Annotated in this window: 21 protein-coding genes and 1 tRNA gene; 14 read left to right on the top strand and 8 right to left on the bottom strand. The window is 72.9% G+C overall.

The annotated features are described in order from the left end of the window. Positions 1-162 precede the first annotated feature (162 nt). The gene (locus ABD297_RS16475; protein ID WP_344256129.1) at positions 163-3,399 is read left to right on the top strand and encodes an ATP-dependent helicase; all 3,237 of its coding nucleotides are present in this window, start codon (positions 163-165) and stop codon (positions 3,397-3,399) included. Beyond that, positions 3,396-6,809 carry an ATP-dependent helicase gene (locus tag ABD297_RS16470; RefSeq protein WP_344256128.1) on the top strand — a complete coding sequence of 1,138 codons (3,414 nt, stop codon included), beginning with the start codon at positions 3,396-3,398 and terminating at the stop codon, positions 6,807-6,809. The genes ABD297_RS16475 and ABD297_RS16470 overlap by 4 nt, the downstream gene beginning before the upstream one ends. 85 nt (positions 6,810-6,894) lie before the next feature. Here ABD297_RS16470 and ABD297_RS16465 read toward each other — a convergent pair whose 3' ends face one another. After that, entirely contained in the window at positions 6,895-8,577 is a 1,683-nt protein-coding gene (locus tag ABD297_RS16465; protein WP_344256127.1) for a phosphotransferase, read from the bottom strand. Positions 8,578-8,653: 76 nt separating this feature from the next. On the opposite strand from ABD297_RS16465, the gene nudC reads away from it, so the two are divergent. Continuing rightward, positions 8,654-9,670 (top strand): NAD(+) diphosphatase, encoded by a 1,017-nt coding sequence (gene nudC / locus ABD297_RS16460; RefSeq protein WP_425581185.1) that lies wholly within the window; start codon positions 8,654-8,656, stop codon positions 9,668-9,670. Between the two features lie 40 nt (positions 9,671-9,710). Here the strand turns inward: nudC and ABD297_RS16455 are convergent, their stop codons facing one another. After that, entirely contained in the window at positions 9,711-9,980 is a 270-nt protein-coding gene (locus tag ABD297_RS16455; protein WP_344256124.1) for a mycoredoxin, read from the bottom strand. Between the two features lie 104 nt (positions 9,981-10,084). Between ABD297_RS16455 and ppk2 the strand changes: the two genes are divergently transcribed. The 6 genes from ppk2 to ABD297_RS16425 all read left to right on the top strand — a co-directional run bounded on the left by ppk2 (position 10,085) and on the right by ABD297_RS16425 (position 14,723). Further along, positions 10,085-10,924, top strand: coding sequence for a polyphosphate kinase 2 (gene ppk2, locus ABD297_RS16450; RefSeq protein ID WP_344256123.1), 840 nt, complete (start codon positions 10,085-10,087; stop codon positions 10,922-10,924). Further along, entirely contained in the window at positions 10,921-13,071 is a 2,151-nt protein-coding gene (locus ABD297_RS16445) for an ATP-dependent DNA helicase UvrD2 (RefSeq protein WP_425581188.1), read from the top strand. The genes ppk2 and ABD297_RS16445 overlap by 4 nt, the downstream gene beginning before the upstream one ends. Before the next feature lie 116 nt (positions 13,072-13,187). Then, positions 13,188-13,478, top strand: coding sequence for a hypothetical protein (locus tag ABD297_RS16440; RefSeq protein ID WP_344256122.1), 291 nt, complete (start codon positions 13,188-13,190; stop codon positions 13,476-13,478). Positions 13,479-13,767: 289 nt separating this feature from the next. Then, on the top strand, positions 13,768-14,055 hold the full coding sequence (locus ABD297_RS16435; protein WP_020143058.1) for a WhiB family transcriptional regulator: 288 nt from the start codon (positions 13,768-13,770) through the stop codon (positions 14,053-14,055). A gap of 76 nt (positions 14,056-14,131) precedes the next feature. Continuing rightward, entirely contained in the window at positions 14,132-14,266 is a 135-nt protein-coding gene (locus tag ABD297_RS16430) for a hypothetical protein (RefSeq protein WP_344256121.1), read from the top strand. A 238-nt stretch (positions 14,267-14,504) separates the two neighbouring features. Further along, the gene (locus tag ABD297_RS16425) at positions 14,505-14,723 is read left to right on the top strand and encodes a hypothetical protein (RefSeq protein ID WP_344256120.1); all 219 of its coding nucleotides are present in this window, start codon (positions 14,505-14,507) and stop codon (positions 14,721-14,723) included. A 30-nt stretch (positions 14,724-14,753) separates the two neighbouring features. On the opposite strand, the gene ABD297_RS16420 is transcribed toward ABD297_RS16425, so the two are convergent. The 3 genes from ABD297_RS16420 to ABD297_RS16410 form a co-directional block, all read right to left on the bottom strand. Then, entirely contained in the window at positions 14,754-16,085 is a 1,332-nt protein-coding gene (locus ABD297_RS16420) for an ABC1 kinase family protein (protein ID WP_344256119.1), read from the bottom strand. A gap of 292 nt (positions 16,086-16,377) precedes the next feature. Next, positions 16,378-17,394: a hypothetical protein gene (locus ABD297_RS16415; RefSeq protein ID WP_344256118.1), complete on the bottom strand. Its 1,017-nt coding sequence runs from the start codon at positions 17,392-17,394 to the stop codon at positions 16,378-16,380. A gap of 266 nt (positions 17,395-17,660) precedes the next feature. Then, entirely contained in the window at positions 17,661-17,822 is a 162-nt protein-coding gene (locus ABD297_RS16410) for a DUF5679 domain-containing protein (RefSeq protein WP_020143053.1), read from the bottom strand. A gap of 189 nt (positions 17,823-18,011) precedes the next feature. Between ABD297_RS16410 and ABD297_RS16405 the strand changes: the two genes are divergently transcribed. Continuing rightward, positions 18,012-18,563 carry a M48 family metallopeptidase gene (locus ABD297_RS16405; protein WP_344256117.1) on the top strand — a complete coding sequence of 184 codons (552 nt, stop codon included), beginning with the start codon at positions 18,012-18,014 and terminating at the stop codon, positions 18,561-18,563. Between the two features lie 84 nt (positions 18,564-18,647). Here the strand turns inward: ABD297_RS16405 and ABD297_RS16400 are convergent, their stop codons facing one another. Both ABD297_RS16400 and ABD297_RS16395 read right to left on the bottom strand, forming a co-directional pair. Further along, positions 18,648-19,202 (bottom strand): NUDIX hydrolase, encoded by a 555-nt coding sequence (locus ABD297_RS16400; protein ID WP_344256115.1) that lies wholly within the window; start codon positions 19,200-19,202, stop codon positions 18,648-18,650. Beyond that, positions 19,199-20,893 (bottom strand): zinc-dependent metalloprotease, encoded by a 1,695-nt coding sequence (locus ABD297_RS16395; RefSeq protein WP_344256114.1) that lies wholly within the window; start codon positions 20,891-20,893, stop codon positions 19,199-19,201. The genes ABD297_RS16400 and ABD297_RS16395 overlap by 4 nt, the downstream gene beginning before the upstream one ends. A 183-nt stretch (positions 20,894-21,076) precedes the next feature. Here ABD297_RS16395 and ABD297_RS16390 point away from each other — a divergent pair, with 183 nt between their 5' ends. Continuing rightward, entirely contained in the window at positions 21,077-21,526 is a 450-nt protein-coding gene (locus ABD297_RS16390; RefSeq protein WP_344256113.1) for a molybdenum cofactor biosynthesis protein MoaE, read from the top strand. A 14-nt stretch (positions 21,527-21,540) separates the two neighbouring features. Beyond that, positions 21,541-22,662: a YlbL family protein gene (locus ABD297_RS16385; protein WP_344256112.1), complete on the top strand. Its 1,122-nt coding sequence runs from the start codon at positions 21,541-21,543 to the stop codon at positions 22,660-22,662. 79 nt (positions 22,663-22,741) lie between these two features. On the opposite strand, the gene ABD297_RS16380 is transcribed toward ABD297_RS16385, so the two are convergent. After that, entirely contained in the window at positions 22,742-23,272 is a 531-nt protein-coding gene (locus ABD297_RS16380; protein ID WP_344256111.1) for a PPA1309 family protein, read from the bottom strand. 288 nt (positions 23,273-23,560) lie between these two features. On the opposite strand from ABD297_RS16380, the gene ABD297_RS16375 reads away from it, so the two are divergent. Beyond that, positions 23,561-26,575 carry a UPF0182 family membrane protein gene (locus ABD297_RS16375; protein WP_344256110.1) on the top strand — a complete coding sequence of 1,005 codons (3,015 nt, stop codon included), beginning with the start codon at positions 23,561-23,563 and terminating at the stop codon, positions 26,573-26,575. A gap of 143 nt (positions 26,576-26,718) precedes the next feature. Further along, positions 26,719-26,792 (top strand) — tRNA-Met (locus ABD297_RS16370). The last annotated feature ends 131 nt before the right edge of the window (positions 26,793-26,923 follow it).

The raw sequence follows: 26,923 nt of genomic DNA, 5'->3' as shown, positions 1-26,923 counted from the left end.
GGGGTCTCACAGGAGGTGCATCGGCAGGTCCTCGGGACGCAGCGGCTGGGGCAGCAGCACCGTAGCCGCGACGGCCACCGGTGCTCCACCGCTTTTCGGCCGCGGCCGGGCGGCGGCCGCGGGACGTCGGCGGGTGTCGGTCCGGCGTGATGGAATCCGGGGGTGGTCATCCTCCGTCGAGCTCCTGCCCTCGCCCCGGTGCAGGTGCGGCTCGACGAGCGCCAGCAGGCCGCCCTCGACTCGTCCGCGCGCGTGCTCCGCGTCCTCGGTGGCCCCGGCACCGGCAAGTCGACCCTCGCGGTCGAGCTCGTCGTCGACGCGGTCCGGCGCCAGGGCCTGCGCGCCGACTCCTGCCTCGTGCTCACCTCGAGCCGCAGCGCGGCCGCCCAGCTGCGCCAGCAGGTCACGGCGCGCCTCGGAGGCACGTCCACCGAGTCGCTCGCCCGCACGTGGCAGGCGTTCGGCTTCGGCGTGCTGCGGGTCGAGGCCGCCCTCCGCGGCGACCCGCCCCCCCGGCTGCTCAACGGTCCCGAGCAGGACGTCATCCTCCGCGACCTCCTCGCCGGGCACGCCTCGGGCGAGGTGCCGGGACCGGCCTGGCCCGAGGAGCTGCGTGAGGCCCTGACGACGCGCGGCTTCCGCAACGAGCTGCGCGACCTGCTGATGCGCGCCGTCGAGCTCGGGCAGGGGCCGGACGAGCTCGCGGACCTCGCGGTCACCCACGATCGTCCCGAGTGGACCGCGGCGGCCCAGGTCCTGCGTGAGTACGACCAGGTCACCTCCTTCAGCCGGCACGGCTCCTACGACCCCGCGTGGGTGCTCACGGCGGTCGCCGAGCTGCTCGACGACGAACCGTCGGCGCTCGACCGCCTGCACGAGCGCATCCGCCTCCTCGTCGTCGACGACGCCCAGGAGCTCACCTCGGCCGCGGCCCGGCTGCTGCGCGTCGTGGCCCGGTCCGGGGGACCCCGCGTCGTGCTGCTCGGGGACCCCGATGCCGCGGTGCAGACCTTCCGGGGCGCCGATCCGCGCTTCCTCGCCGACGGGTGGACCGACCTCGCCGGGCCGGTGCGGGACCCGCGGTTCGTCGGCGGTCTCTTCGACCTGCTCGACGACCCCGACGACGGGGCCTGCGAGACCCTCGTGCTCGACCGCACGCACCGGCTGGGCACCGCGATGGTCGGAGTCGCCGACCGCGTCTCGAGGCGCATCGGCGCCCTCGGTGGTGGCGAGCAGCGGCGGATGACGCCGGCGCCCGTCGACCCGTCGCGGGGCACCGTCCAGGTGGCACTGCTGCGTTCCGCCGCGCAGGAGACGGCCCACGTCGCTGCCGTGCTGCGACGCGCCCACCTCGTCGAGGGGGTCCCGTGGACCGACATGGCCGTCGTCGTCCGAGGCTCCGGGCGCGCCGACACGATGCGCCGGCTGCTGGGCCAGGCGGGAGTCCCGGTCGAGGCCGGCAGCGCCGAGGCGCCGGTCCGCGATGAGAGTGCCGTGCGGCCGCTCCTGCACCTGCTCGAGGAGAGCATCGCCGTCGCGCGGGCCGAGCACCGTGGGGAGACCCACGTCATCGATCCCGTGCGGGCGGCGGACCTCGTGCTGTCGCCCCTCGGCGGGTCCGACACGGTGGGCCTGCGCCGGCTGCGCCGTCTGCTGCGACAGGACGAGCTCGCCTCGGGCGGTGGACGTTCGAGCGACGAGCTGCTCGCCGACCTGCTCCAGTCGCCGGCCCGCGCACGCCTGCTCGGCTCGACTGCGCGCCCCGCCGAACGCGTCGCCACCGCGCTGGCGGCCGGCGCCGAGGCTGCGCGGGTCGGTGACGACGGCCGGTGGGACCGTGGCGTCACTGCCGAGTCGGTGCTCTGGGCCATCTGGCAGGGCGCCGGCGTCGCCGAGTCCTGGCGCCGGCAGGCGCTGTCGGGTGGATCGTCGGGGGAGCGGGCCGACCGCGACCTCGACGCCGTGCTGGCCCTCTTCGACGCCGCCGGCGCCTTCGTCGACCGGCTGCCCACGGCAGGTCCCGACAAGTTCCTCGAGCACATCCAGGGCCAGGACGTCCCGGGCGACACCCTCCTCGTCGGAGGCCAGTCCGGCGGTCGGGTCGCGCTGCTGACGCCCCAGACCGCGGCCGGCCGCCAGTGGCGCATCGTCGTCGTGGCCGGTGTCCAGGAGGGCGTCTGGCCCGACCTGCGCCTGCGCGGCTCGGTCCTGGGCTCCGAGGAGCTCGTCGACGTCGTCGCGCAACGGCCGTCTGGGTTCCGCGCGGCGCAGGCCGCCGTGCGCTACGACGAGACGCGCCTCTTCCTCGTGGCCGTCACCCGCGCCACGGAGCGCCTTCTGGTCACCGCCGTCGGCAACGAGGACGAGCAGCCGTCGGTCTACCTCGACCTCGTCGACCCGCCCGCGGCCACCCGCCTGGCCGACGAGGTGCGCGCCCACTCCGAGGTGGCACGCACCATGACGCTGCCCGGCCTGGTCGGTGAGCTGAGGCGCGAGGTCGTCAGCCCCGACCCCGCGGTCGCCGAGCCGGCCCTCAACCTGCTCGCGGCCGCGGCGCGGGAGGGCGTGCGCGGCGCCGACCCGACGTCGTGGTGGGCGCTGCGGTCCGTGACGAGCGAGCGACCCGTGCGCCGTCCCGACGAGGCCGTCCGAGTTTCTCCGTCGAAGGTGACCTACTTCGCCGACTGCGGTCTGCGGTGGTTCCTCACGTCGGTCGGCGGGGAGGGCGTGTCCCTCGGGGCCGCGTCCGTCGGCACGTTCGTCCACGACATCGTCGCCGAGCTGCCCGACGCGCCCCTCGAGGAGCTGCGTCACGAGGTCGACGAGCGCTGGGGCCGGCTCGGCCTCAAGCCGGGCTGGGTCACCGACCGCACCCACCAGGAGGCGCACGACATGGTGGCCCGCTTCGTGTCCTACCGCGACGGGGCCGAGAGGGACTGGGAGCGGGTCGGCATCGAGACCGACTTCCGCGTCGAGGTCGGCCGGGCCGTCGTGGCCGGCCGCGTCGACCGCATCGAGCGCGACACCCAAGGACGCCTGCGCATCGTCGACCTCAAGACCGGCAAGTCCAAGCCGACCAAGGCCGAGCTCGCCGAGCACGGCCAGCTCGGCACCTACCAGGTGGCCGTCGAGGCGGGTGGCTTCCCGGACCTCGGTGACTCCAGCGCCGGGGCCGCGCTCGTCTTCATCGGCAAGGGTGGGCTGTCCGGGCTCAAGCCGAGCGTGCTGCCGCAGCCACCGCTCGCGGGCAGCGACGACCCGGGCTGGGCCCGGGCGCTCGTCGAGCGGACGGCCGAGGGCATGGGGGCCGGCGAGTTCCACGCGACCCAGGGCAAGGCGTGCGAGACCTGCCCGGTGCGGTCTTCGTGTCCCGTCCAGCCCGAGGGTGACGCCCTGTGACCGCCGTCGAGACCCCCAGCGCCCCGGGCGGAGCGCCGGTCGTGCAGCACAGCGCCCTCGACATCGCGACGGCGCTCGAGATGCCGCCGCCGACCGCGGAGCAGGCTGCCGTCATCGAGGCCGGGGCCGCGCCCCTGCTCGTCGTGGCGGGTGCGGGCTCCGGCAAGACCGAGACGATGGCCGCGCGCGTCGTGTGGCTCGTCGCCAACGGCCTCGTCGACCCCGACCAGGTGCTCGGCCTCACCTTCACGCGCAAGGCCGCTGCCGAGCTCTCGCAGCGCATCGCCAAGCGGCTGCGTGGCCTCGAGCGGGCCGGCATCTGGACCCCGCCCGCCGACGACGGCACGGGCGCCGAGGTGCTGGGCGGCACCCCCACCGTCTCGACCTACCACGCGTATGCCGGTCGGCTCGTCCGCGAGCACGCGCTCCGCGTGGGCATCGAGCCGGAGTTCCGCATCCTCACCGAGGCGGGGGCCTGGCAGCTAGCCGCCGAGGCCGTGTCGCGGTGGGACGGTCCGATGGACGACGTCGTCAAGAGCGAGGCCACGGTCATCCAGGCCGTCATGGCCCTGGCGGGCGAGATGGCCGAGCACGTGCGCACGCCGGGCGAGGTCATGGCCCACCTCGACGAGGTGCTCGCCCGGCTCGACGCGCTGCCCGACGGTGACGGCCGGGGCTCGCTCACCGCTGCTCGCGACGCGATCGCCGTGCTGCGCGAGCGGCGCACGGTGCTGCCCATCGTCGAGGCGTTCCTCGCGCTCAAGCGCGAGCGCGAGTCGCTCGACTTCGCCGACCAGATGGCGATCGCCGCGCGACTGACGCGGTCGGTGCCGGCGGTGGGCGAGATCGAGCGCGAGCGCTTCCGGGCCGTGCTGCTCGACGAGTTCCAGGACACCTCCGAGGCCCAGCTCGAGCTGCTGCGGTCCCTCTTCCACCACCCCGGGGTCGCCCTGACCGCGGTCGGTGACCCCAACCAGTCGATCTACGGCTGGCGCGGCGCGAGCGCGACCACCCTGCTGCGGTTCCCGTCGGAGTTCGCGAGCGGGGGTGCCCCGGCCGACGTCCTCCCGCTCTCGACGAGCTGGCGCAACGACGAGGTCGTCCTCGAGGCGGCCAACGCCGTCGCGCGGCCGCTCGCGACCGAGCACGTGCAGCCGCTCCGTCCCCGTCCCGGCGCCGGCGTCGGCTCGATCGAGGTCGCCCGCCTCGAGACCGCCGAGGAGGAGGCCGACCACCTGGCGGGGTGGATCGCAGCGCACTGGTTCAGCCCGAGCGGCCGGCGCACCGGGCGCAGCGCCGCGGTGCTGTGCCGTCGCCGCTCCAGCTTCCCGCTGGTCCTCGAGGCCCTGCGGCGCCGACAGCTTCCCGTCGAGGTCGTCGGTCTCGGCGGACTGCTCGTGACCCCCGAGGTCAGCGACCTCGTCTCGGCTCTGTGGGTCGTGCAGGACCCGTCGCGCGGCGACCAGCTGATGCGGCTGCTCACCGGCCCCGTCGTGCGTCTGGGCGCGGCCGACCTCGCCGGGCTCTGGGCCTGGGCCCGAGAGCTGCACTCACGCGCCTCCCGCCCGGGTGCGCCCGCCGCGGGGGAGGAGGGGCACGACCCATCGGAGACCGTGGGCCCAGAGGTCGCGCCGGAGGATGCCGCCGCCGACCGCCGGGGGTCCGACCTGGCCGCCGACAGCGCGGACACCGCCACCCTGGTCGAGGCACTCGACGACCTGCCCCGCCCCGGGTGGACGGCGCGCGACGGCGCCCGCATCAGCGACGAGGCGCTGGACCGCCTGCGCGACCTCGGCGACGTCGTGCGCCGCCTGCGCCGGCTGACGGCCCTCCCGCTCGTCGACCTCGTCGCCGAGGCGGAGGTCGCGATCGGGCTCGACATCGAGGTGCTGTCGCGGCCCGAGCACACCGCGTCGACGGCCCGCGTGCACCTCGACGCGTTCGCCGACGTCGCCGCGCGCTACGCCACCACCGCCGACCGGCCGACCCTGTCCGGCTTCCTCAGCTGGCTCGACGCCGCCCGCGACCAGGAGCGCGGCCTCGACGTCGGGCACACCGAGTCCGACGCCGATGCCGTGCAGGTGCTCACCGTCCACGCCGCCAAGGGGCTCGAGTGGGACGTCGTCGCCGTCCCCACCCTCGTCGAGGGCGTCTTCCCGGCACACGGGGCCACCGCCGTGGCGCCGGTCGCCGACAGCCACCCCACGGCATACGCCTGCTCCGGCGACGTCAAGGACAAGGGCTGGCTCGTCGGGCTCGACTCGCTGCCCTACGACCTCCGGGGCGACCGCGCCGGCCTGCCCCACCTCGACTGGCGCGGCGTGCCCGACCGCAAGTCGCTGAGTGCCGCCATCGACGCGTTCGTGCTCGACGGAGGCCGTCACGCGGTCGCCGAGGAGCGCCGGCTCGCCTACGTCGCCCTGACCCGGGCGCGGTCCTCGATGCTGCTGACGACGCACCTGTGGGGAGCCGCGAAGAAGACGCTGTCCGTGCCGTCGCGCTTCCTGACCGAGGTGGAGCAGGCGCTGCCCGACGCCGTGACGCGCACCGTCTGGGTCGCGGACCCGGAGCCCGTCGTCGACGACAAGGACAGGACCGTGGCGCCGACCAACCCGCACCTCGCCGTCCCGGTCTCGCAGCTGTGGCCCCACGACCCCATGGGGGTGAGGCGGCAGGGGCTGCTCGACGCCCACCGACGCATCGCCACGCTCGTCGAGGCGGGTCCCTCTGTGCCGCAAGGTGATCCGCGCGTCGACGACCTGCGCATCCTGCTCGCCGAGCAGGCGGCCCGCCGGTCGAGGGGCGAGCCCGTCGTCGACGTCCCGCGCCACCTGTCGGCCTCGGCGGTCGTGTCGCTCGCCCGGGACGCCGAGACGTTCGCGATGACGTTGCGCCGCCCCATGCCCACCCCGCCGGCCGTGGCGGCCCGACAGGGCACGGCGTTCCACGCGTGGATCGAGGAGCACTACTCGCGGGCTGCGTTCGTCGACCTGCTCGACCTGCCCGGCAGCGCCGACGAGGGCGCCGCCGACGACGGCGACCTGGACGCGATGAAGGAGCGCTTCCTCGCCAGCGAGTGGGCCGACCGCATCCCGGAGGAGATCGAGATGTCGATCGAGACCGTCATCGACGGCATCGCCGTGCGCGGCCGGGTCGACGCGGTGTTCGCCCGTGACGACGGCGGCTGGACCGTCGTCGACTGGAAGACCGGTGCCCGGCCCGTCGGGCGCGACGCCACGGTCCGCGCCCTCCAGCTCGGGGCGTACGCCGTCGCCTTCGCCCGCCTGCGCGGCGTCGACCCCTCGCTCGTCGACGCGGCGTTCTACTACGCGGGGGAGGGGGTCACCGTGCGACCGGACCTGCCCGGCGAGGACGCGCTCGTCGACCTCCTCCGCACCCTCCCCGACTAGCCGCCCCGGGCCGCCACCACTACCCAACTCGAGTGGGTGTGGCTGCGAGTTCGCTCGAGCTGAAGAGCGCGGCTTGCGGGGTCGGTCAGCGGTCGCCGGGGCGCGCGTGGCCCGGATGGTCGTGACCGGTGACGGGGATGAAGTCCGAGGCCCCTTCGTGGAGGTCGAGGACGCCGCTCGTCTCCTCGGGCAACGCCTCGACCTCGTCGATCTCGAAGGGGGACGCGTCGGAGTCCGGCGCCACGACCGGCACCGGCTGGGAGTCCTCCACGGGCTCCGCCTGACGGGGCTGCAGGAGTTGGGTCTCCACCCCGCGCACGTTCCCGGCGCTACGAACGGGCGCCGGCCGGAAGTCCGCCACGGGCTCCGCGTGACCGGGCTGCTGGCGTCCGGTCTCCACCCGGAGCACGTCCTCGGCGCCGCGAACGGCGTCTGCGGCGTCCTCGTCGTCCGCCTTGACACCCTCGCGCCCAGGGACCTCGACCGCAGGCGTGTGCTCGATCGCCTCCGAGGGCGTCGACCACCCGGCGGCCTGGACCTGCTGCTCGGCAGCGGGCGTCGCGTCTACGGCAACACCGTCGGCCTCGTCGGCCTCGAATGCGACCGGCGGCGACACGGCATACGCCTGCGTCCCCTCGAGGAGGGGGTGCATCGAGATGGCCTGCGTCTCGCCGAGCATCGGGAAGGGCACGTGGGGCTGCGTCGCGTCCCACTCGTACTCAGGCCGGTCACCGGTCGCGGGGCGCTGAGGCTGCTCGGGGTCGTCGGGGTCGAGCCCGGAGGACCGGTCCTGCGCCCGTCGGGTGCGCTCGCTGCGCTCGGCGTCCTCGCGGGCGTGGCGACGGTCGTCCGCCTCGACACGGGCATCGAGGTCACGCAGCTCCTCGGCGGTGCGTTCGACGACCTCGAGCTGTCCGGAGGCGAGCGCATGGAGCAACCGCCGCAGCGGCGCCATCTCGGCGGCGAGGCGGGCCCGGCGGACGAGGTGCACGTCGGGTCGCTCGATGCGGCTCGCGGCGTAGGCCTCGAGGACCGCGTCGACGGTGCCCGGCGGGGCGACGCTGGCGAGCTCGGCGAAGTCGTCGGCGGGGTCACCGATCCGGCTCTCCTCCCACGCCAGCACGCCGCGGATGTGGCCGGTCGAGGAGTCGTCGTCATCGTCGAAGGAGGCCAGGACGTTGGCCCCCGTGAACGTGCCGTGCACCGAGGTCGGGGCGAACCGCCACATCGACACGTCCTCGAGGGCATGCTCCCAGCGGGTCAGCAGGCCGGTGGGCACGTGGCCGGTGGCGGCGGCACGGTCGAGCTCGGAGAGCCGGCGGCGACGGTGCGCCTCTGCGTCGTAGGCCGGGCGCCCGGCCTCCTCGAAGAGCAGGTGCTCGACATTGTGGATGTGGGCCAGGGTGCGGCCGACCTCAGCCGCCAGCGGACCGGGCTCGAGCCCGGCGAGGTCCAGCGGGCGTCCGGGGACGCGGAGGTACACGGCCGCGCGACCCTCGGGCACCGGCGCGAAGCCACGCACCATCGGCATGGCGATCTCGAGCCGCCGCCCGAGCAGCCCGGAGAGCGGCGAGATGTCGTCGAGCATCGCGCCGGCAGCCTGCGTGCACGGCGCCTTGACGACCCACCGGCGGTCCTGGCTGTCCTGCACGTAGGCGATCTCGAAGAGGTCGCCGGGCTCGCTCGCCACGCCCTCGACGGTCACCGGGTCGAGGCCCGGCACGGCCGAGCTCGCCAGGGCGGCGAGGAAGAGAGGGCTGCGCGTCACGAGACCACCGTAGGTCGCGCGGCGCGCCGAGCGTGGGAGGCGACGCCCGGGCCGGTCGATGCGCCCGCGTCCTAGGGTGGACGCTGTGGCACTGACCGAGGAGACCCTGGCCGACCTCGCGCTCTCGCGCAGCTCACTGGACCGGGTGGCGCTCGAGCGCCGGCGCCCCGACATCCTCACCGAGCTGCTCGACGACGCACGCACCAGGGTCGTCGAGATCCGCGGCGACCGGGTGCAGGTCGAGCCGAGCTCGACCACCGGCGACGGCACCCCTGCCGGCGACGATGCCGGCGACGATGCCGGCGACCGGCTCCGGCTCGTGCTGCGCGCCCCCGAGGCAGCGGACTCCGGCCGGCTGGGACTGCATCTCGGCCGCGACACGGACGGCACGGCATACGTCGGCGTCGTGACCCCGGTGGCCGACGGCGACACCGGGCGCGACCCCGCAGAGGACGGGTGGCTGACCCTGCGCCAGGCGGGCGAGGCGCTCGCCTCGCGCGACGCCGGGATCTTCACGACGGCCCTGGCGCTCGCCAACTGGCACGCCAGCCACACCTTCTGTCCGCGGTGCGGCGCCCCCACCCACCCCGTCCAGGCCGGCTGGGTGCGCCGGTGCGAGCGGGAGGGCAGCGAGCACTACCCGCGCACCGACCCGGCCGTCATCATGTCGGTCGTCGACCCCGACGAGCGGCTGCTGCTCGGGCGTGGGGCTCACTGGCCCGAAGGCCGCTTCTCGGTGCTGGCCGGCTTCGTCGAGCCGGGCGAGTCCTTCGAGGCGGCGGTCGCCCGCGAGGTGGCCGAGGAGGTCGGGGTCACCGTCGACGAGGTGCGCTACCTCGGCAACCAGCCGTGGCCGTTCCCCTCCTCGGTCATGATCGGCTTCGAGGCGACGACCCGTGGGACGGAGCTGACCATCGACCCGGTCGAGATGGCCGAGGCGCGCTGGGTCAGCCGCGAGGAGTACCGCGACCTGCTGCGCAGCGGCACGATCCGCACGCCGAGCGGCATCTCGATCGCCAAGCGCATCATCGAGCACTGGCTGGGCCAGACGGTCGAGTCGGTCGTCCCGGCGGGAACCCCCACCGGTTTCTGAGGCGCCCGAGCGGCCCCGACGCTGGAGGTCGCGCGGCCCGTCAGCCGGCGAGACGCGAACGGACCTCGGCGAGCGAGGGGTTGGTGGCCGCCGAGCCGTCGGGGAAGACGACCGTCGGGACCGTGCGGTTGCCGCCGTTGACCTGCTCGACGAAGTCGACGTGCTCGGGGCTCGCCTCGAGGTCGATCTCCGTGAACGGCACGCCCTCGCGGGTCAGCTGGCCCTTGAGGCGCGTGCAGTAGCCGCACCACGTCGTCGTGAACATCGTGACGGAGCCCTGCTCGGGCGTGACCTGGGTGCTGTCGGGCATGGATGTCCTTGCTCTTCGTGGCCGATGGGGCCGGCCGTGCTGCTCGTGGTGCGGAGGTGGGGACGGGCGCCACGGGCGTCGTCCCTCGATGCAAGGATGAGCCCATGGCCAAGCGCGGCGCAAAACGACCCCGGAAGATGGACCTCCACGTCTACGAGACCGAGGTCCGTCGCCTGCAGGCCGAGCTCGTGGCGTTCCAGGAGTGGGTGCGTGCCACCGGTCAGCGCGTCGTCGTCGTCTTCGAGGGCCGCGACGCCGCCGGCAAGGGGTCTGCCATCAAGCGCATCACCGAGTACCTCAGCCCCCGCGTCGCCCGCATCGCGGCCCTCCCGGCGCCGACCGACCGCGAGAAGTCGCAGTGGTACTTCCAGCGCTACATCGCCCACCTGCCGGCCGCGGGCGAGATCGTCCTGTTCGACCGGTCCTGGTACAACCGCGCCGGCGTCGAGCGCGTCATGGGCTTCTGCACCGACGAGCAGTACTCCCGCTTCCTCGAGCAGGCGCCCGTCTTCGAGCAGATGCTCGTCGACGACGGGATCATCCTGCGCAAGTACTGGTTCAGCGTCTCCGACGTCGAGCAGGAGCGCCGATTCCGCTCCCGGGCCAAGGACCCCATGCGCCAGTGGAAGCTCTCGCCGATGGACCTCGAGTCCATCACCCGCTGGGAGGACTACTCCGAGGCCAAGGACATCATGATGGCCGAGACGAGCACCGAGCACGCGCCGTGGCACGTCGTCGAGTCCGAGGACAAACGGCGCTCGCGGGTCAACGTCATGCACCACCTGCTCAGCTCCATCCCGCACTCCGAGGTCGACCCGGAGGTGCCGCCGATCCCGAAGCGCCCGGCTCCGCGGGGCTACGAGCGGCCGCCGCAGCACGAGCAGAACTACGTGCCGGACCACGCCGCGAGCGTGCTGGCCACTTCGAAGGGTGATCACTCCTGAGCGCAGTACCCTCCACACCCTCTGCCGACCAGATCCTCGAGGGGCTCGACCCCGAGCAGCGCGAGGTCGCGACGGCCCCGCCGGGCCCCCTGTGCATCCTCGCGGGTGCCGGCACGGGCAAGACCCGCGCCATCACCCACCGGATCGCGTATGCCGTGCACTCGGGTGCGCAGCAGCCGCAGCGCATGCTGGCCCTGACCTTCACGGCCCGCGCGGCGGGTGAGATGCGCACGCGACTGCGGGGTCTCGGCGTGCAGGGCGTGCAGGCGCGCACCTTCCACGCCGCAGCCCTGCGCCAGCTGCACTTCTTCTGGCCGCAGGCCATCGGGGGCGCCGCTCCCGAGGTGATGAGCCACAAGGCGGCAGCCGTGGCCGAGGCCGCCAGCCGGCTGCGCATGCAGTTCGACCGCACCACGGTGCGCGACCTCGCCGCCGAGATCGAGTGGGCCAAGGTCAACCTGCTGACGCCGCAGTCGTATGCCGCCCGCGCCCGTGAGCAGCGCCGTGAGCCCCCGGGCCTCGACCTCACGGCGATGGCCCGGCTCTTCGAGGCCTACGAGGACGTCAAGCAGCGGCGCGGGGTCATCGACTTCGAGGACGTCCTGCTGCTGACGGTCGGCATCCTCGACGAGCGCGAGGACATCGCCCGCACGGTGCGGGGGCAGTACCGCCAGTTCGTCGTGGACGAGTACCAGGACGTCAACGACCTGCAGCAGCGGCTGCTCGACCAGTGGCTGGGTGAGCGCAAGGACCTCTGCGTCGTCGGTGACCCCGCCCAGACCATCTACTCCTTCACCGGGGCCAGCCCCCGTCACCTCGTCGGCTTCCCGCAGCGCTTCCCCGGGGCGCAGGTCGTGCGGCTCGTGCGCAACTACCGCTCGACCCCGCAGATCGTGGGCCTGGCCAACACCATCGTCGCGTCCGGCACCCAGGCGGCGCGCGACGGCTCGGTGCGGCTGCTCGCGCAGTCGGCGCCCGGTCCGGTGCCCGAGCTGACGAGCCACCCCGACGACCCCGCGGAGGCCGCAGCCGTCGCACAGCGCGTCAAGACCCTCGTCGACGGCGGGCACCCCGCCGCCGAGATCGCGATCCTCTTCCGCACCAACGCCCAGTCCGAGGCCTTCGAGTCGGCCCTGACCGACGTCGGGGTGGCCTACCTCGTCCGCGGCGGTGACCGCTTCTTCTCCCGCAAGGAGGTGCGCGACGCGGTGCTGCTGCTGCGCGGCGCGGCCCGCAGCGACGACGGCAGCAAACCGCTCGGCGAGATCACACGCGACGTCATCACCGGTGCCGGCTGGACGCACGAGCCCCCGTCGGGCGGTGGGGCCACCCGCGAGCGCTGGGAGTCGCTGACGGCGCTCGCCACGCTCGCCGACGACATCGCAGCGGCCGCTCCCGAGGCCCGGCTGCCCGAGCTCGTCGCCGAGCTCGAGCGCCGCGCCGCCGAGCAGCACGCGCCCGCCGTGCAGGGAGTGACGCTCGCGAGCCTGCACGCGGCCAAGGGTCTCGAGTGGGACACCGTCTTCCTCGTCGGGGCCTCGGACGGGCTCATGCCGATCTCCATGGCCGAAGGCCCGGACGCCATCGAGGAGGAGCGGCGCCTGCTCTACGTCGGGCTGACCCGTGCCCGCAAGCAGCTGTTCCTGTCGTGGTCCGGCGCCCGTACCCCCGGCGCACGCGCCACCCGCCGGGTCTCGCGCTTCCTCGCCCCGGCGGCCGACATCCTCGGTCAGGGGGCCCGAAGCGAGGCCCGTTCGAGCGGGTCCAAGCGCTCTGCCCCCAAGGTGGCGCGGCCGGCCCACTGCCGCGGCTGCGGGGCAGACCTGGTCTCCGCAGCGCAGCGAAAGACCGGCCGGTGCGACGCCTGCCCACCCACCTACGACGAGGCGACGTTCGAGCGTCTGCGCACCTGGCGGCTCGCCGTGGCCCGCGACGCGAGCGTCCCGGCATTCGTCGTCTTCACCGACGCCACGCTGACCGCGATCGCCGAGAGCGCGCCCTCCGACGAGGGCGGACTGTCGGTGATCAGTGGCGTCGGCGCCCGCAAGCTCGAGCAGTACGGCAGCGACATCCTGGCCATCCTGGCCGGCGCGGACCCGCAAGAACTCATCGAAAATCATTCTGCGGCAAAGGAATCCGCCGAATAGCACTAACCCGCAAAAATAAGTTCCGAAAACTTCGTTAAATCAGTTGTTCGCCCGCGAGGCGCACGCGTACCCTTGACGAAGTCAAGCCCAGTGGTCTCGGTGGCCAGCTGGGGCCCGTGAGCAGAAGTGAGGAGGTCGGCCTGATGGACAACACCACGATGACGATGAACGCAGTCTCCTGCGTCCTTTCCGTGCGTCTGCGGCCGACCACCGGCGATGTCCGCCTCGCGGCCACGCGCGCTCCGGAGCAGGGGACCACTGTGTCCGTCGTCGCCGTCATGGGCGGCCGTGTCGCTGACTTCCGCGCCCCGATCCAGGGAGACGTCTCGGTCGCCGACCCCACGTTCGCTCCCGCCTACAAGACCCTCGATGTCGTTCGCTCCCGTTCTGGGAGGCCCCCGGTCTAGCCAGACCCGAAGCCTCACCTCCAGGCCGCGAACCCGACATCACCGGGTCCGCGGCCTTCGTGTTTCCCCGGGGAGCTCTCCCGGTCGAATGCCGCTCCACACCGCACCAACCGACACCGCCAGAACAGCACCCGTCCGGGTGCCAGACAGATCAGGGACACAGATGACTCCCCGGATGCCGAGCAGCAGGACCGAGACCCGCACCACCGGTGCCGGGCTTCGGACCAGACCAGACACGAGTGAGCAGGGGGCCCCCGCCGTGGGCACCCAGGAGACGGAGGTGAGAACGATGCAGCTGAGCGAGTTGATCGACATGAGGACCGAGGCGGAGCAGGTCGGCGAGACCATTCCGTGCCGCGACTACGACGCGGAGCTCTGGTTCGCCGAGCGTCCCGAGGACGTCGAGTTCGCCAAGACGCTCTGCGGGCTCTGCCCCGCACGCGTCCAGTGCCTCGCCGGCGCCCTCGAGCGTCAGGAGCCGTGGGGGGTCTGGGGCGGGCAGCTGCTCGTCCAGGGCGCCATCGTGGCCCGCAAGCGGCCCAGGGGCCGTCCGCGCAAGCACCCCGTGGCCGCCTGAGAGCACGCGTGAGCACGCATGACTCCGACGTGGGCGACCACAGACATCAACCCTTTTCACACACCAGGAGAACGTCATGAACCAGCTCGAGATGCTGGCTCGCGACCGGATCAACCAGCACAGTCAGCGCCACGAGCGCCGCGGCGTCCGCCGCAGCGCCCGGCTGATCGCCCTGGAGATCCGCGCCCGTCGACGCCACAACGAGAAGTGAACGACCGCGCCACGAGGCGCGCTGCAGGACAACTGAACCGAGTGAGCATGCCGCGGGTGACGCGCACGTCACCCGCGGTTTTGCCTGTCCGGGTCCGTCCGCCGGCAGGTGATCTCCCGCAGGCTGGTGCTCTCGCGCCGGGTGGCTCGTCCGGTCGGGTCCGGTCGGACTGCCTCCAGCGTGGCGCCACGTCCGCTCCGGGGACCGGCGGATACTCGAGGTGAGAAGGGAGCACCCCATGGACACTTCTACCGGCTCGACAGCCTCCGACCGGAGCGTGGACGAGGGGCTCGTCTGCACCAGCTGCGGCGCGACCCCGCCTCCCGGCCAGGAGCCGGCGGCCCGGCTCACGTGGAGCCGCGGCACCGACGGCCGCCGCACGACGTGGACCTGTGACCGCTGCAGCCGGGCGAACCTCCGCTCCATCGAGGGCAAGCTCGACCCTGCCTGGTGGTGACGCGGTCCCGATATAGGCCCAGCGGTGGGCTCAGCCCGGCTCGCCGACCGGCGGCAGGTCGGCGCCCGGCAGCAGCTCGTCGACGATGGCGCGTCCGTGGACGGTGCCTCCGAGCTGGCTCAGCACGCCGATGCCCCCACCCCACACGCGGTGGATCAGGAGGTACTCGGGGGGCAGGTTGAGCTTGTACGCGACGGCGTAGTTGGGCTGTCGGGGGTCGTTGATGTGGGCAAAGACGCCCCGCAGCCAGTCCCTGCTGAAGGTGAAGGTGTCGGTGCGGAACGGCGCCATGAACGGCTCGAGGTAGTCGAGCAGCCGCTCCGGGTCGAGGTCGATGCGTTCCTTGACGAAGCCGATCTCGCGCAGGCCCTCGAGCACGTCCTCGGCGCTGCCCTCGAGACCCGTCGTCAGCAGCGGTCCGATCTCGGGCGGCATGCCCTCGGGGAGGTGGTTGACGGCCCCGAAGTCGATGACGCCCAGGCGCCCGTCGGGGGTGATCCGGAAGTTGCCCGGGTGCGGGTCGGCATGGAGCAGGCCGGCGCGGGCGGGACCGGCCAGCAGGAAGCGGAGGTAGAGCTGGGAGGCGGTGTCGCGCTGCTCCTGGGTGCCCTCGGCGATGATCCGTGACAGGGGGAGGCCGTCGAGCCACTCGGAGACGATGACGTGCTCACGGCCGTCGACGACGTGCGGCACGGCGAAGTCCGGGTCGTCGTCGAAGGCGGCGGCGAACGTCTCCTGGGACTCTGCCTCGAGGCGGTAGTCGAGCTCCTCGGCCATCCGGTCGCGCAGCTCGTCGAGGATCGGTCCGAGCTCGATCCCCGGCACCCAGCCCGCAGCCACCTTGGCCACGCGGCTGATCTGGCGGATGTCGCTCATGAGGGCAGCGCCGGCGCCGGGGTACTGGATCTTCACCGCGACGTCGCGGCCGTCCTTCCAGACCGCGCGGTGCACCTGGCCGATGGAGGCGGAGGCGACCGGGTGGTCGTCGAACGAGGCGAACTTGCTGCGCCAGCGAGTGCCGAGCTCGGCGCGCAGGACTCCGTGGACCGAGCTGGTCGGCATCGGCGGTGCGCTGTCCTGCAGCTTCGTCAGCGTCGCGCGGTAGTGCACGGCGAGATCCTCGGGCAGGGCGGCCTCGAAGATCGAGAGGGCCTGGCCGAACTTCATGGCGCCGCCCTTGAGCTCGCCGAGCACCTGGAAGAGCTGTTGGGCCGTGCGGGCCTGCAGCTCCGCGGCCACCATCTCGGCGGGGCGACCGCCCAGGCGCTTGCCGAGCCCGAGCGCGGTGCGACCGGCGAAGCCCAGCGGCACGGAGGCGAGCTTGGCCGAGCGGACCACGGCCTTGCGGGGCAGATCGGTCACGTCGCACCTCCTCGGGCGGGCTGGCGGTCTCTGGCGGGAGTCTCAGGTGGGTCAGTCTGGAGCGGGTCGGTCTGGGGCGGGCTGGTCGTCCTGGGTCGGTCGGCCTGACGCAGGCGCCGGGTCCGACGCCGGCGACCAGAGGTCACCTCGGCGGCGGGACGGCGCCCACCCTCGACTCTATGTGTACCCGCCGTGGGCAGCGCACCTGCCGGTCCGGCTGTACAGCCTTGGGGGCGCGCGACTCCGCCGGCCTCGCCGGACGTCGCCGGACGTCGCCGGACGTCGCCCAGGGTCACGCACCGCGCTGCAGCGACACGTCTGGCGCCCGGCGACCGACTACCTGGCCGGGCGCGGCCTCCGCGGCGCGATCATGACCAGGGCCGGAGACGCCCGCTGCGCCGCCTGCGCCCGACCTCGTGCTGGTGCGAGCCGGGTGCTCGGGGCAGAGCGGGTGGGGCGGCCAGCGCCGGTGGTCCATCCGCGGCCACGGGAGGCTCACCTCGACCGACACGCCGGGTGGTGGCGGGTGACCCTCGAGCAGGCCCGTGACGAGGAGCGTGACGCTGCCGACGACGAGGTGCGCCAGGCCGGGGCTGAGTGCGTCGTGCCGCCCCTCCACCGGCCCGGCGAGGGTCAGTGAGCGGGCAGGCGCCGCCTGGCTCATGACGGCCGGCCACGCCTCGTCGCGGTCGGCCCGGTGGCGCTCGAGGCACCACAGGCACGGCGCGCCGGGTGAGTCGTCGACGAGAGGGCCGACCACGGTGCGCGGTCCGGCGGGCGCCACGGGCAGGTGCGGCACCCCGTGCCGCAACCACAGCTCGCCCCGCCGCGGGTCGACGACCGGTGATCCGACGATGACCACGAGGTCGGGACGCGGGCGCACGGGGGAGGCGACGGCGCGGTCGACCCCAGCGCGACCGTGCACGACCGTGGTCCCGGTCAGCAGCAGGGCCTCGGCGATGCCCGACGCGACCTGTCCGCAGCCGTCGACGACGACCCGTCCCGGTGACCTCACCCCGGCGGTGGCGCCGTGGGGATCGCGGTCGGTGAGCAGGCCCAGGTCGCTCGTCAGCTCGAGGAGGGCGCGCCAGCGGCCCGGCTCGACGCCGGCCTCGGCGGCGACGCGGTCGGTCGAGGCGAGGGGGAGGGCGCCGTCGAGGCCGGCCAGCAGACCCACCTCGACGTCGGTCATCCCCGTGACGACGGGTCCGCCGGGCAGCACCCCGAACTGGACCTCGCCGGGTCTGCGGGTCAGTGGCCGCAGCCAGGCGGGCAGGCGTGGGTGGGACGGGACGGCAGCAGCGGACATGGGACCTCCAGACCCGGTGGCTCCTCCAGCGGCCGCCACCCTCGGTCGTCAGGCTCGCAGCCGGTCCGGTGGGTGCGTGGGCGTCGTCCACAGCCGAGGGGCCCCGCAGCCCGCCTCGGCTGCGTCCGGGTGTCACACAGCGCTCCGTGGCCCGAGGGGGCTGACGGCGCCCGAGCAGCGGCATGCCCCGGGGGGACGCCGAAGGGGTGGGACCGTGTGGTCCCACCCCTTCGAGCTGCGGCGTCAGAGACGCCGCCGTGACCTGGTCAGGCCTTGCCCAGAATGCGGTTCAGGTTGGTACCGCACACGGGGCACTGTCCCTTGGCCATGCGGCGACCGTTGTCGGAAACGACAACCTTGCCCTCGGCCTCGCGCTTCTCCTTGCACTTCACGCAGTAGAACTCGCCCTTGTAGGTCTCGTCAGCCATTGATGTCTCCTTGTTGACGGCACCCATCCGACGGGCGCCTCGACTCGTTCAACCCTAAGGCACGCTGAGCACGAAATCATGCTCATCCCCGCTTGGCGCGCCCGTGCCAGATGCGGTATGCCGCGTGGGCGCGCCCGTGTCGGGGTCGTGCTCCGGGCCGTTGTCCCCACCCTGACCTACCCTGCCCTCATGGCGACGGTGCGACGCGAGGTGGTGCACACGGTGGTCGACGGGGTGACCGTCGAGGTCCGCCGCAGTGCCAAGCGCCGTCGCACCGTCTCGGCCTACCGTCAAGAGGGTCGCCTCGTGGTGCTCGTGCCGGCCCGCATGAGCCGCGCCGAGGAGGGCGAGTGGGTGCGCACCATGGTGGCCCGGGTCGCCGCGTCCGAGCAGCGTCGGCAGCGCAGCGACGGTGACCTCGAGCAGCGTGCGCTCGAGCTGTCCCGGGCTCACCTCGGCGGCCGTGCCGTTCCGACGAGCGTCCGGTGGGTGTCCAACCAGAACTCGCGCTGGGGGTCCTGCACGCCGGCCGAGGGCTCGATTCGCTTGTCCGACAAGCTCCGTGGCATGCCGGGGTGGGTGGTCGACTACGTCCTGCTGCACGAGCTCGCCCACCTGCTGCAGCCCGGCCACGGTCCCGAGTTCTGGGAGCTGCTGCGGGGCTATCCCCGGCTGGAGCGCGCCCGGGGCTACCTGCAGGGGGTCTCGGCCGCGGCTGGCCTCGACCTCAGCGACGAGTGACCCCGCGCGCTCACTCCGCCTGACGGCATACGACCGCGTATGCCGTGTGGCCGGGCACCTGGGCCACGCGAGGTGAGTCGCGGGTCAACGTCGAGTCACGCGGCGCGCGGCGGCGACGAGCGGGCCCAGGTCCTCGCGGGAGCCCTCGGGCAGTGCGTCGACCGGCCACCAGCGCACGTCGATCGACTCGGTGCTGACGGCGGACTCGGCGGCGGCCGGGGCGACGGCGGCGAAACGGATGTCGAGGTGCTCGCGGCAGTGGCCGAAGTCACCCACGAGGACGTGCCGGTCGAGCTGCACGATGTCCGGAAGAGCCGAGATGTCGGGAATGCCCGACTCCTCGCGGGCCTCCCGGGTGGCTGCGTGCCACACCGAGGCGTCATCCGGCTCGAAGTGTCCTCCGAACTGGAACCACTCGCGGGCTCGACGGTGCAGGGTGAGCAGGGCGGAACGGCCATCCTCGTCGAGCACGATGACGCTTCCGGTCAGGTGGGCCGGCGGTCCGGCCTTGCTCATGGCGTCGGGGTGCTCGCGCAGGTGCTCGAGGAAGTCGAGCCGGAGCCGCTCCTGCTGCTCGTCGGGGGCCTGCCACGCCTCCAGCCGGCGGACGGCGTCGTCGTGCAGGCGGGACCACGTCACCGTGCGGGACCGCTGTCGCCGTCGGTGTCCGTGCCACGCTCGCGGTCGGCCTCCTCGAGGATGCCCCGGAGCACGGAGTCGAGGTCGGCGCCCAGGCCGCTGTCGTCCGCAGCTCCCGGCTCGTCGCCGGCCGCGACGGAGCCACCACCAGTGGCCCGCTCGACGAAACCGATGGGGTCGTCGAGGTCGGCCGAGGTCGGGGCCAGGTCCGGGTGGGCCCAGCGACCGTCGCGCAGGCTCGCGCCCCCGGCGTTCTCGAGGGCCGCCCAGAGGTTCGCGGCGTCGCGCATGCGGCGTGGCCGCAGCTCGAGCCCCACGAGCCCGGCGAACGCCTTCTGGGCCGCACCGCCGGCGCGGCGGCGCCGGATCGTCTCTGCCAGTGCCGCCGACTGCGGCAGGTGCTGGGCCGTGGTGCGGTCGGTGACGTGGTCGACCCATCCCTCGGCCAGTGCGAGCAGGGTCTCGAGCCGGTCGAGCGCGGCCCGCTGGGCGGCGGTGGGGTGGGGCCGGAAGAGGTTGCCCTGCAGCGCCGAGCGCATCGCCTCGGGGTCGGAGGGGTCGATCGTCGACAGCGCGGACTCGATGGCCTCGGTGTCGATGGTGATGTTGCGGGCGTAGTCCGAGACGGCCGAGAGCAGCTGCGGCCCGAGCCACGGCACCTCGGAGAAGAGCCGGACGCGCGCGGCCTCGCGCACCGCGAGGTAGAGACGCACCTGGGCCACGTCGATCTCGAGGGAGTCGGCGAGCTGTGCGACGTTGCCCGGCAGGAGCGCGACGACGCCGGGCTCGGTCAGCGGCAGGCCGACCTCGGTGCCGCTCACGACCTCCGTCGCGAGCGTGCCCACGGCCTGGCCGAGCTGCGCCGAGAACATCTGGCGGCTGAGGTTGCCCAGCATCGGTGCCCACTGCTCGACCATCTGCCGCGGGTCGAAGCCCTCGGGCAGCCCCTCCGGCAGCGCGTCGCCGAACGCGTCGGGGCCGAGCTCGCCGACCTGCTTGCGCATGGCCTCGGAGGTCGCGGCGGTGACGCCGTCGGACACGGGCTCGATCAGCTCGAACCACCGCGGCATCGTCGCCTCCACCCACTCGGCCCGGCTGAGACCGGTCGCGCGCCAGGCGGGGGAGGCGAGGGTGGTCTGCTCGTCGAGCCAGAGGGTCGCAACGGCCACGGCGTCGGCCACCGCGCGGGCGGCAGCCTCGTCGTGCACGTCGTTGCCCTCGACGCCCATGACGTGGCGCCGGGCGACCTCGGTCGCCATGTCGCGCGAGCCGGTCGGTGACTCCTGGGCCGCCATGAAGGTGCCCAGCTGGGCGCGCATCGCGGCCTGCGTCGCAGGGTCGGTGGGGTCGACGCCCATGCTCTTCATGACCTCTGCGAGCTCCGGGTTCTCGGCGGCCTCGCCGAGGACCTTCTCGAGCATCGCGCCCAGGTCGGACGGGTCCATGCCGCCGAGGTCGGGCAGGCCGGGGAAGCCCTCACCGAAGCCACCTGAACCACCGGACGCACCCGAACCGCCGGCGCCGCTGCCAAAGCCCACGGGCCCCGAACCGCTGCCGGGCGACCCACCGCCGGGGCGGCGCAGGGGCAGCCCGAACGGGGACTCGTCGCGGCCGGGCTCCTGCCCGCCGGTGTCCGGCTCGTCGTCCTTGTCGCTGTGGTTGTCGTCACCGCGTCCACGGTCGTCGGCCATGCCTGCTCATCCCCACTCAACGGAACTCGTGGCGGCCGTCCGGCCGCACATCAAGACAACCACGGATCGACCCGGTTGGTTCCCGTCCTGCCCGTGGTTCGGCCGGTGGTTCGGCGCGAGAGGGGTCTCGGTCGTCCCGGTCGCGGCACGCGGGCGTCGGCGACGCGGCATACGATTGCCCGCGTGACGGTCACCCTTGCCGAGATCCGCGAGACGCCCCTGTCTGTCGACGAGGTGCTCTCGAGCGTCTCCTCGCCCCGAGCGGGTGGTGTCTGCCTGTTCGTCGGCACGGTCCGCGACCACGACGGGCCGGCGGACCCGGGCCCCGACGAGGCGGCCGACAAGACCGTCGCAGCGCTCGACTACTCCGCGCACCCGCAGGCCGCCGAGGCCGCCCGCGCGCTCGCCGACCGACTGGCCGGGGACGGCCGCGCGATCCGGATCGCCGTCGTGCACCGGGTCGGGCACCTCGAGGTGGGCGACGTCGCCGTCGTCGTCGGGGTCAGCGCCGAGCACCGCGGCGAGGCCTTCGACGTCTGTCGCGAGCTCATCGACGAGTTCAAGGCCACCATCCCGATCTGGAAGCACCAGAGGTTCGCCGACGGCGCCGACGAGTGGGTCGGCCTGCCGTGAGGACGATCAAGCGCGTGCCGGAGCAGCCGGCCGACAGCGACCTGCCCTCGCGGGCCGACGTCCACGAGGGCGAGAGGCGTGGCCGGCTGACGCGCGGCAACAAGGCGGTCCTCGCGGCCTTCTTCCTCTTCCTCGTCATCATGGTCGTCGGGTCAGTCGTGCACCTCCCGTATGCCGTCATGAGCCCCGGCCCGACGCAGGACACCCTGGGCACCTCGGCCGACGGCAAGAACACCCCGATCATCTCGATCTCGGGCCTGCCGACCTACCCCACCGACGGCGCCCTACGGTTCACGACCGTCCGGGTCGAGGGCGGTCCCGGCTACCCCGTCGACGTGTGGGACATCCTGCAGGCGTGGATCGACCCCGCCCGCGACGTCCTTCCGGTCGACGACGTCTTCGACCCCAAGGTCACCCAGGAGCAGGTCGCCGAGGAGAACGCCATCCAGATGGAGGGCTCGCAGGAGGAGGCCACGGCGGTCGCGCTGCGCGCGATCGGCAAGCAGGTTCCCACCCACATCGCCATCGCCGGCATCACCGAGGCGTCCAAGGCCAAGGGGGTGCTCCAGGTGGGCGACCGCCTCGACCGCATCGACGGCGAGCAGATCGCCACGACGGACGCGGTCCGCACCGCCCTCCAGAAGAAGAAGCCCGGCGACACGGTCTCGATGACCGTCACCCGCAAGGGCAAGGAGCTGACCCTCGACGTCCCGACCGTGGCGGGTCAGGGTGGCCGCACCGCGCTCGGCGTGCTGCTCGGGCTCGACCACGACTTCCCGGCGAAGGTCACCATCGACGCCGGGGCCATCGGGGGACCCTCGGCCGGACTGATGTTCTCGCTGGGCATCTACGACAAGCTGACGCCAGGTCCGCTCGCGGGCGGGCGGCAGATCGCCGGCACCGGCACCATCGACGACCAGGGTGTCGTCGGTCCGATCGGCGGCATCCGGCAGAAGCTGGCGGGGGCCAGGTCCGACGGCGCGCAGTACTTCCTCGCGCCGGCCGACAACTGCAACGAGGTGGTCGGGCACGTGCCCGACGGTCTCGAGGTCTTCAAGGTCGGCACGTTCGACGAGGGCCGCGCCGCTGTGGAGGCCATCGCCAAGGGGCAGACGAGCTCGCTGCCGCACTGCTGACGGACAGAGGGGCAGGCCGGATCGGCCCGCCCTTGCAGGTCTGTCCCGGCCCGGCCCGACGGCCTCGGGGTCGGCGGGCTCAGTCCTCGAAGCTCGCCTTGAGTGCCTCGACGAGCCCCGGGGCGATGTCCTTGCCCGTGGCGACGGCGTCGTCGGAGTCGTGGTCGCGCTGGCGCAGCAGGCAGATCGAGGCGCCACCACGCAGCACGGCCACGACGAGGCGCACGTCCTTGCGGTCGGGGTGGGCGGCGAGGTGGTCGACGGCGTCCTCACTGCGTGAGGGCAGCTCGCGCTCGGCCTCGGGCGGCACCACCATGCGCTCGATGGCGAAGGCGCAGCCGTCGACCTCGTCGGGCCACGCGAGCCGGCCGAGCAGGGTCTCGAGCGAGCTCGTCGTCGGCAGGCCCTCCTGCTCGATGGCCGTCAGGGCGCCCTCGGCGAGGTCGGAGGGACCCATCTGCTCGCGCAGCTGCGGCTCGCGCTCGAGCAGGTCCGCGGTGCGGACCAGGGCGAAGAGGCGGGCCGGCTGGTCCCAGCCGGCGGCGGCGACGTGGCGCTCGGTGTCGAGGGCGGCGATGGCCAGGGGGTCGATGACGGGCTGCGAGTTCACGTGACCATGCTGCCGTATGCCGGCAGGTCCGGCCGTGGTGGGCGGTCGGGTGGGCGGTCGGGTGGGCGCCCCGGGGAGCAGGGGTGGCCGTCCGGGCGGCCGCCCGGGTGGGCCTGACGGGACCCCTGGCCGGGCTCCACGGACCTGCTTGGTCTCGTGCCGGTCACGTTGAGGTATCACGCCGTGGGAGGGATCTGAGCGCGGGTTATGGTTGCCGCAGGCGGCCGGAGGAGGCCGCCCACGGGTCCGCCCGACCACCTGCCCGCCCCAGCACCCAAGGCACTCCACGTGAGCGACAGCAACTTCGGCCCCCCGCCGGGCAACTTCAACGACGACGACTCCGGCCCGCCGCGACGAGGCGACGCCGCCACGCTGCCCCCGACTCGACGCCCGCTCGTCACCTCGCTCGTCGTGGCTGCGGCGCTGCTCGTGGTGGTCGCGATCGCGGCGCAGTTCTGGACCGAGGTGCTGTGGTACCAGTCGGTCGGCTTCTCCGGGGTCTTCAGCACCCAGGTCGTGACGAAGATCCTGCTGGGCCTCGTCGGCGGACTGCTGACGGCTGCCATGGTCTGGTCGAGCATCCACTTCGCCTTCCGCAACCGGCCGATCTACGCGCCGTCCCCCGACACGCAGGCGATGGAGCACTACCGCCAGCTCGTCGAACCGATGCGGCGCACCGCCACGGTCGCGGCGCCGCTCGCCGTCGGCCTCTTCGCCGGGCTGTCCGCCGCGACGCAGTGGGACACCTTCCTGCTGTGGCGCAACGGCAGCCCGTTCGGCACGACCGACCCCGAGTTCGGTCTCGACATCGGCTTCTTCGTCTTCGACCTGCCGTGGATCAACTTCGTCGTCGCGTTCCTGACGATGATCCTCGTCATCGGCTTCATCACCGCCGCGTTCACGCACTACCTCTACGGCGGCATCGTCGCCGGCACGAAGATGCGCTCGACGCAGGCGGCGCGCGTGCACCTCTCGGTCATCGCGGCGGTGCTCGTGCTCGTGCGGGCCGTGGCGTTCTGGGTCGACCGCTACAACCTCGCGACCGCGCAGTCGACGAAGATCACCGGCATCCAGTACACCGAGTCGCACGCGATCATCCCGACGAAGGGGATCCTGGCGATCGCCGCCGTCATGTGCGCCATCATGTTCCTCACCACGATCTGGACCCGCTCGTGGCGCCTGCCCCTCGTCGGGGTCGCCGTGCTGGCCGTCATCGTCGTCGCGGTCGGCGGGATCTACCCCGCTCTCGTGCAGTCGCTCAAGGTGCGCCCGTCGGAGAAGTCCCTCGAGGTGCCCTTCATCCAGCGCAACATCGACGCGACGCGCGCGGCCTACGGCGTCGACCAGATCAAGGTCGCCTCCTACGACACGAAGACCGTGGCCACGCAGAACGCGCTGCGCGACGACGCCGCCACGGTGCCCGGGATCCGCCTCATCGACCCCAACGTCGTCAGCCCGACCTTCAAGCAGCTCGAGGCGAGCAAGGGCTACTACCAGTTCGCCGACGTCCTGGACGTCGACCGCTACCAGATCGACGGCAAGTCCCAGGACACCGTCATCGCGGCGCGCGAGCTCGACCTCAACGGCGTGCCCGACGCGCAGCGCAACTGGCTCAACGACCACACCGTCTACACCCACGGCTACGGCGTCGTCGCGGCCAAGGGCAACACCCGCGAGAGTGACGGTCGCCCGACCTTCTTCGAGTCCCAGATCGGCACCCAGGGCGCGCTCGGCAAGTACGAGCCGCGCATCTACTTCGGTGAGAACTCGCCGGAGTACTCCATCGTCGGCGGCAACAAGCAGGAGTTCGACTACCCGGACCCGAAGGGCACCGGGCAGATCAACTACACCTATGCCGGCACGGGCGGCGTTCAGCTCGACGCGATCAAGCGTCTCGCGTATGCCGTGAAGTACCGCGAGATCAACTTCCTCCTCTCCGACGCGGTGACCAACGACTCGCGCGTCCTCGACCACCGCACGCCGCGCGACCGCGTGCAGCGCGTCGCCCCGTGGCTGACGCTCGACGGCAACGCCTACCCGGCGGTCGTCGACGGCCGGGTGCTCTGGGTGCTCGACGGCTACACGACGTCGGCGAACTACCCGTACTCCGAGAACACCACGCTCGACAGCGTCACCGAGGACGCCGTGACGAGCACCCGCACGTCGGTGCGGGCGGTCCAGGCGGGGCAGGTCAACTACGTCCGCAACTCGGTCAAGGCCACGGTCGACGCGTACGACGGCACGGTGACGCTCTACCAGTGGGACGAGAAGGACCCCGTGCTCAAGGCGTGGATGTCGATCTTCCCCGGCACGGTCAAGCCGCTCAGCGACATCAAGGGCTCGCTCATGTCGCACCTGCGCTACCCGGAGGACCTCTTCAAGGTCCAGCGCAAGCTGCTCGAGAAGTACCACGACAAGGACGCGGCCTCCTTCTACGGCGGCCAGAACTTCTGGCGCGTGCCCGACGACCCGACGCAGGCCGACGCCCTGCCGCAGCCGCCGTACTACCTCTCGCTCGCCATGCCCGACCAGTCGAGCCCCGCCTTCTCGCTGACCTCGACGTTCATGCCGACCGGTGACCGCAACGTGCTCTCGGGCTTCCTCGCCGTCGACGGCGACGCGGGGTCGGAGAACGGCAAGAAGTCGCCGAACTACGGCACGCTGCGCCTCCTCGAGACGACCGGGGGCACGGTCAACGGTCCGGGTCAGGTGTACAACGACATGCGCAGCTCGGCGGTCTCGTCGAAGGACCCGGAGCTTCCGACGACGCTCGCGCAGTACATCGGCACGACGAACTCCAACGGCAACGTGGTGATCTTCGGCAACCAGCTGACCCTGCCCGTGGGTGGTGGCCTGCTCTACGTGCAGCCGATCTACTCCCAGGCCCGGTCGCAGTCCGGCTCCTACCCCCGCCTCGTGGCGGTTGCGGTGTCGTTCGGCAACAAGATCGCGTGGGCGGGCTCGCTCGACCTCGCGCTCAACGACCTCTTCGGCGGCTCGTCGGGGGCATCGGCCGGCGACAACGGCACGGGCACGCCGTCGAACCCCGGCACGACGCCCACACCGGGGAGCACGGCCACACCGACGCCCTCGGGCACGGCCACGCCGGCTCCGACGGGGACCCCGAACGCCGCTGCGCTCTCACAGGCGCTCAAGGACGCGGAGACGGCCTACGCCGACGGCGAGGCGGCCCTCAAGCGGGGCGACTTCGCGGCCTACGGTCAGGCGCAGACCAAGCTCAAGGACGCGTTGAAGCGGGCCGTCGACGCCTCGCCCCAGACGGCGCCGACGAAGAAGCCCTGACCGGCCAACCGGTGAACGACCTGTGGCAGCACGCGAATCGCGTGCTGCCACAGGTCGTTTCGCCGCCCAAGGCCCCGATCTGAGTGCTGGCGTCACTCCGATTTGGTCCTGCGGCAGGTTTCGCGTAACGTTGCTCTTGCCGACGCGGGGTGGAGCAGCTCGGTAGCTCGCCGGGCTCATAACCCGGAGGTCGCAGGTTCAAATCCTGCCCCCGCTACTGATGTGATGTCGCAAGACATCGGCGACAGTGGCCCTACGGAAACGTAGGGCCACTGTTGTTTTTCCTGGGGTGTTGTGGCTGGTAGTCGCGGCTGGGGTCAAGGGTCAGCTCGCGGATGATTTCGCCGG

Origin of the sequence: Terrabacter carboxydivorans, from assembly GCF_039532035.1 — a bacterium.
GTDB lineage: Bacteria > Actinomycetota > Actinomycetes > Actinomycetales > Dermatophilaceae > Terrabacter > Terrabacter carboxydivorans.
The sequence above is the reverse complement of the archived record's forward strand: the minus strand, read 5'-3'. Positions and strand labels throughout refer to the sequence as shown.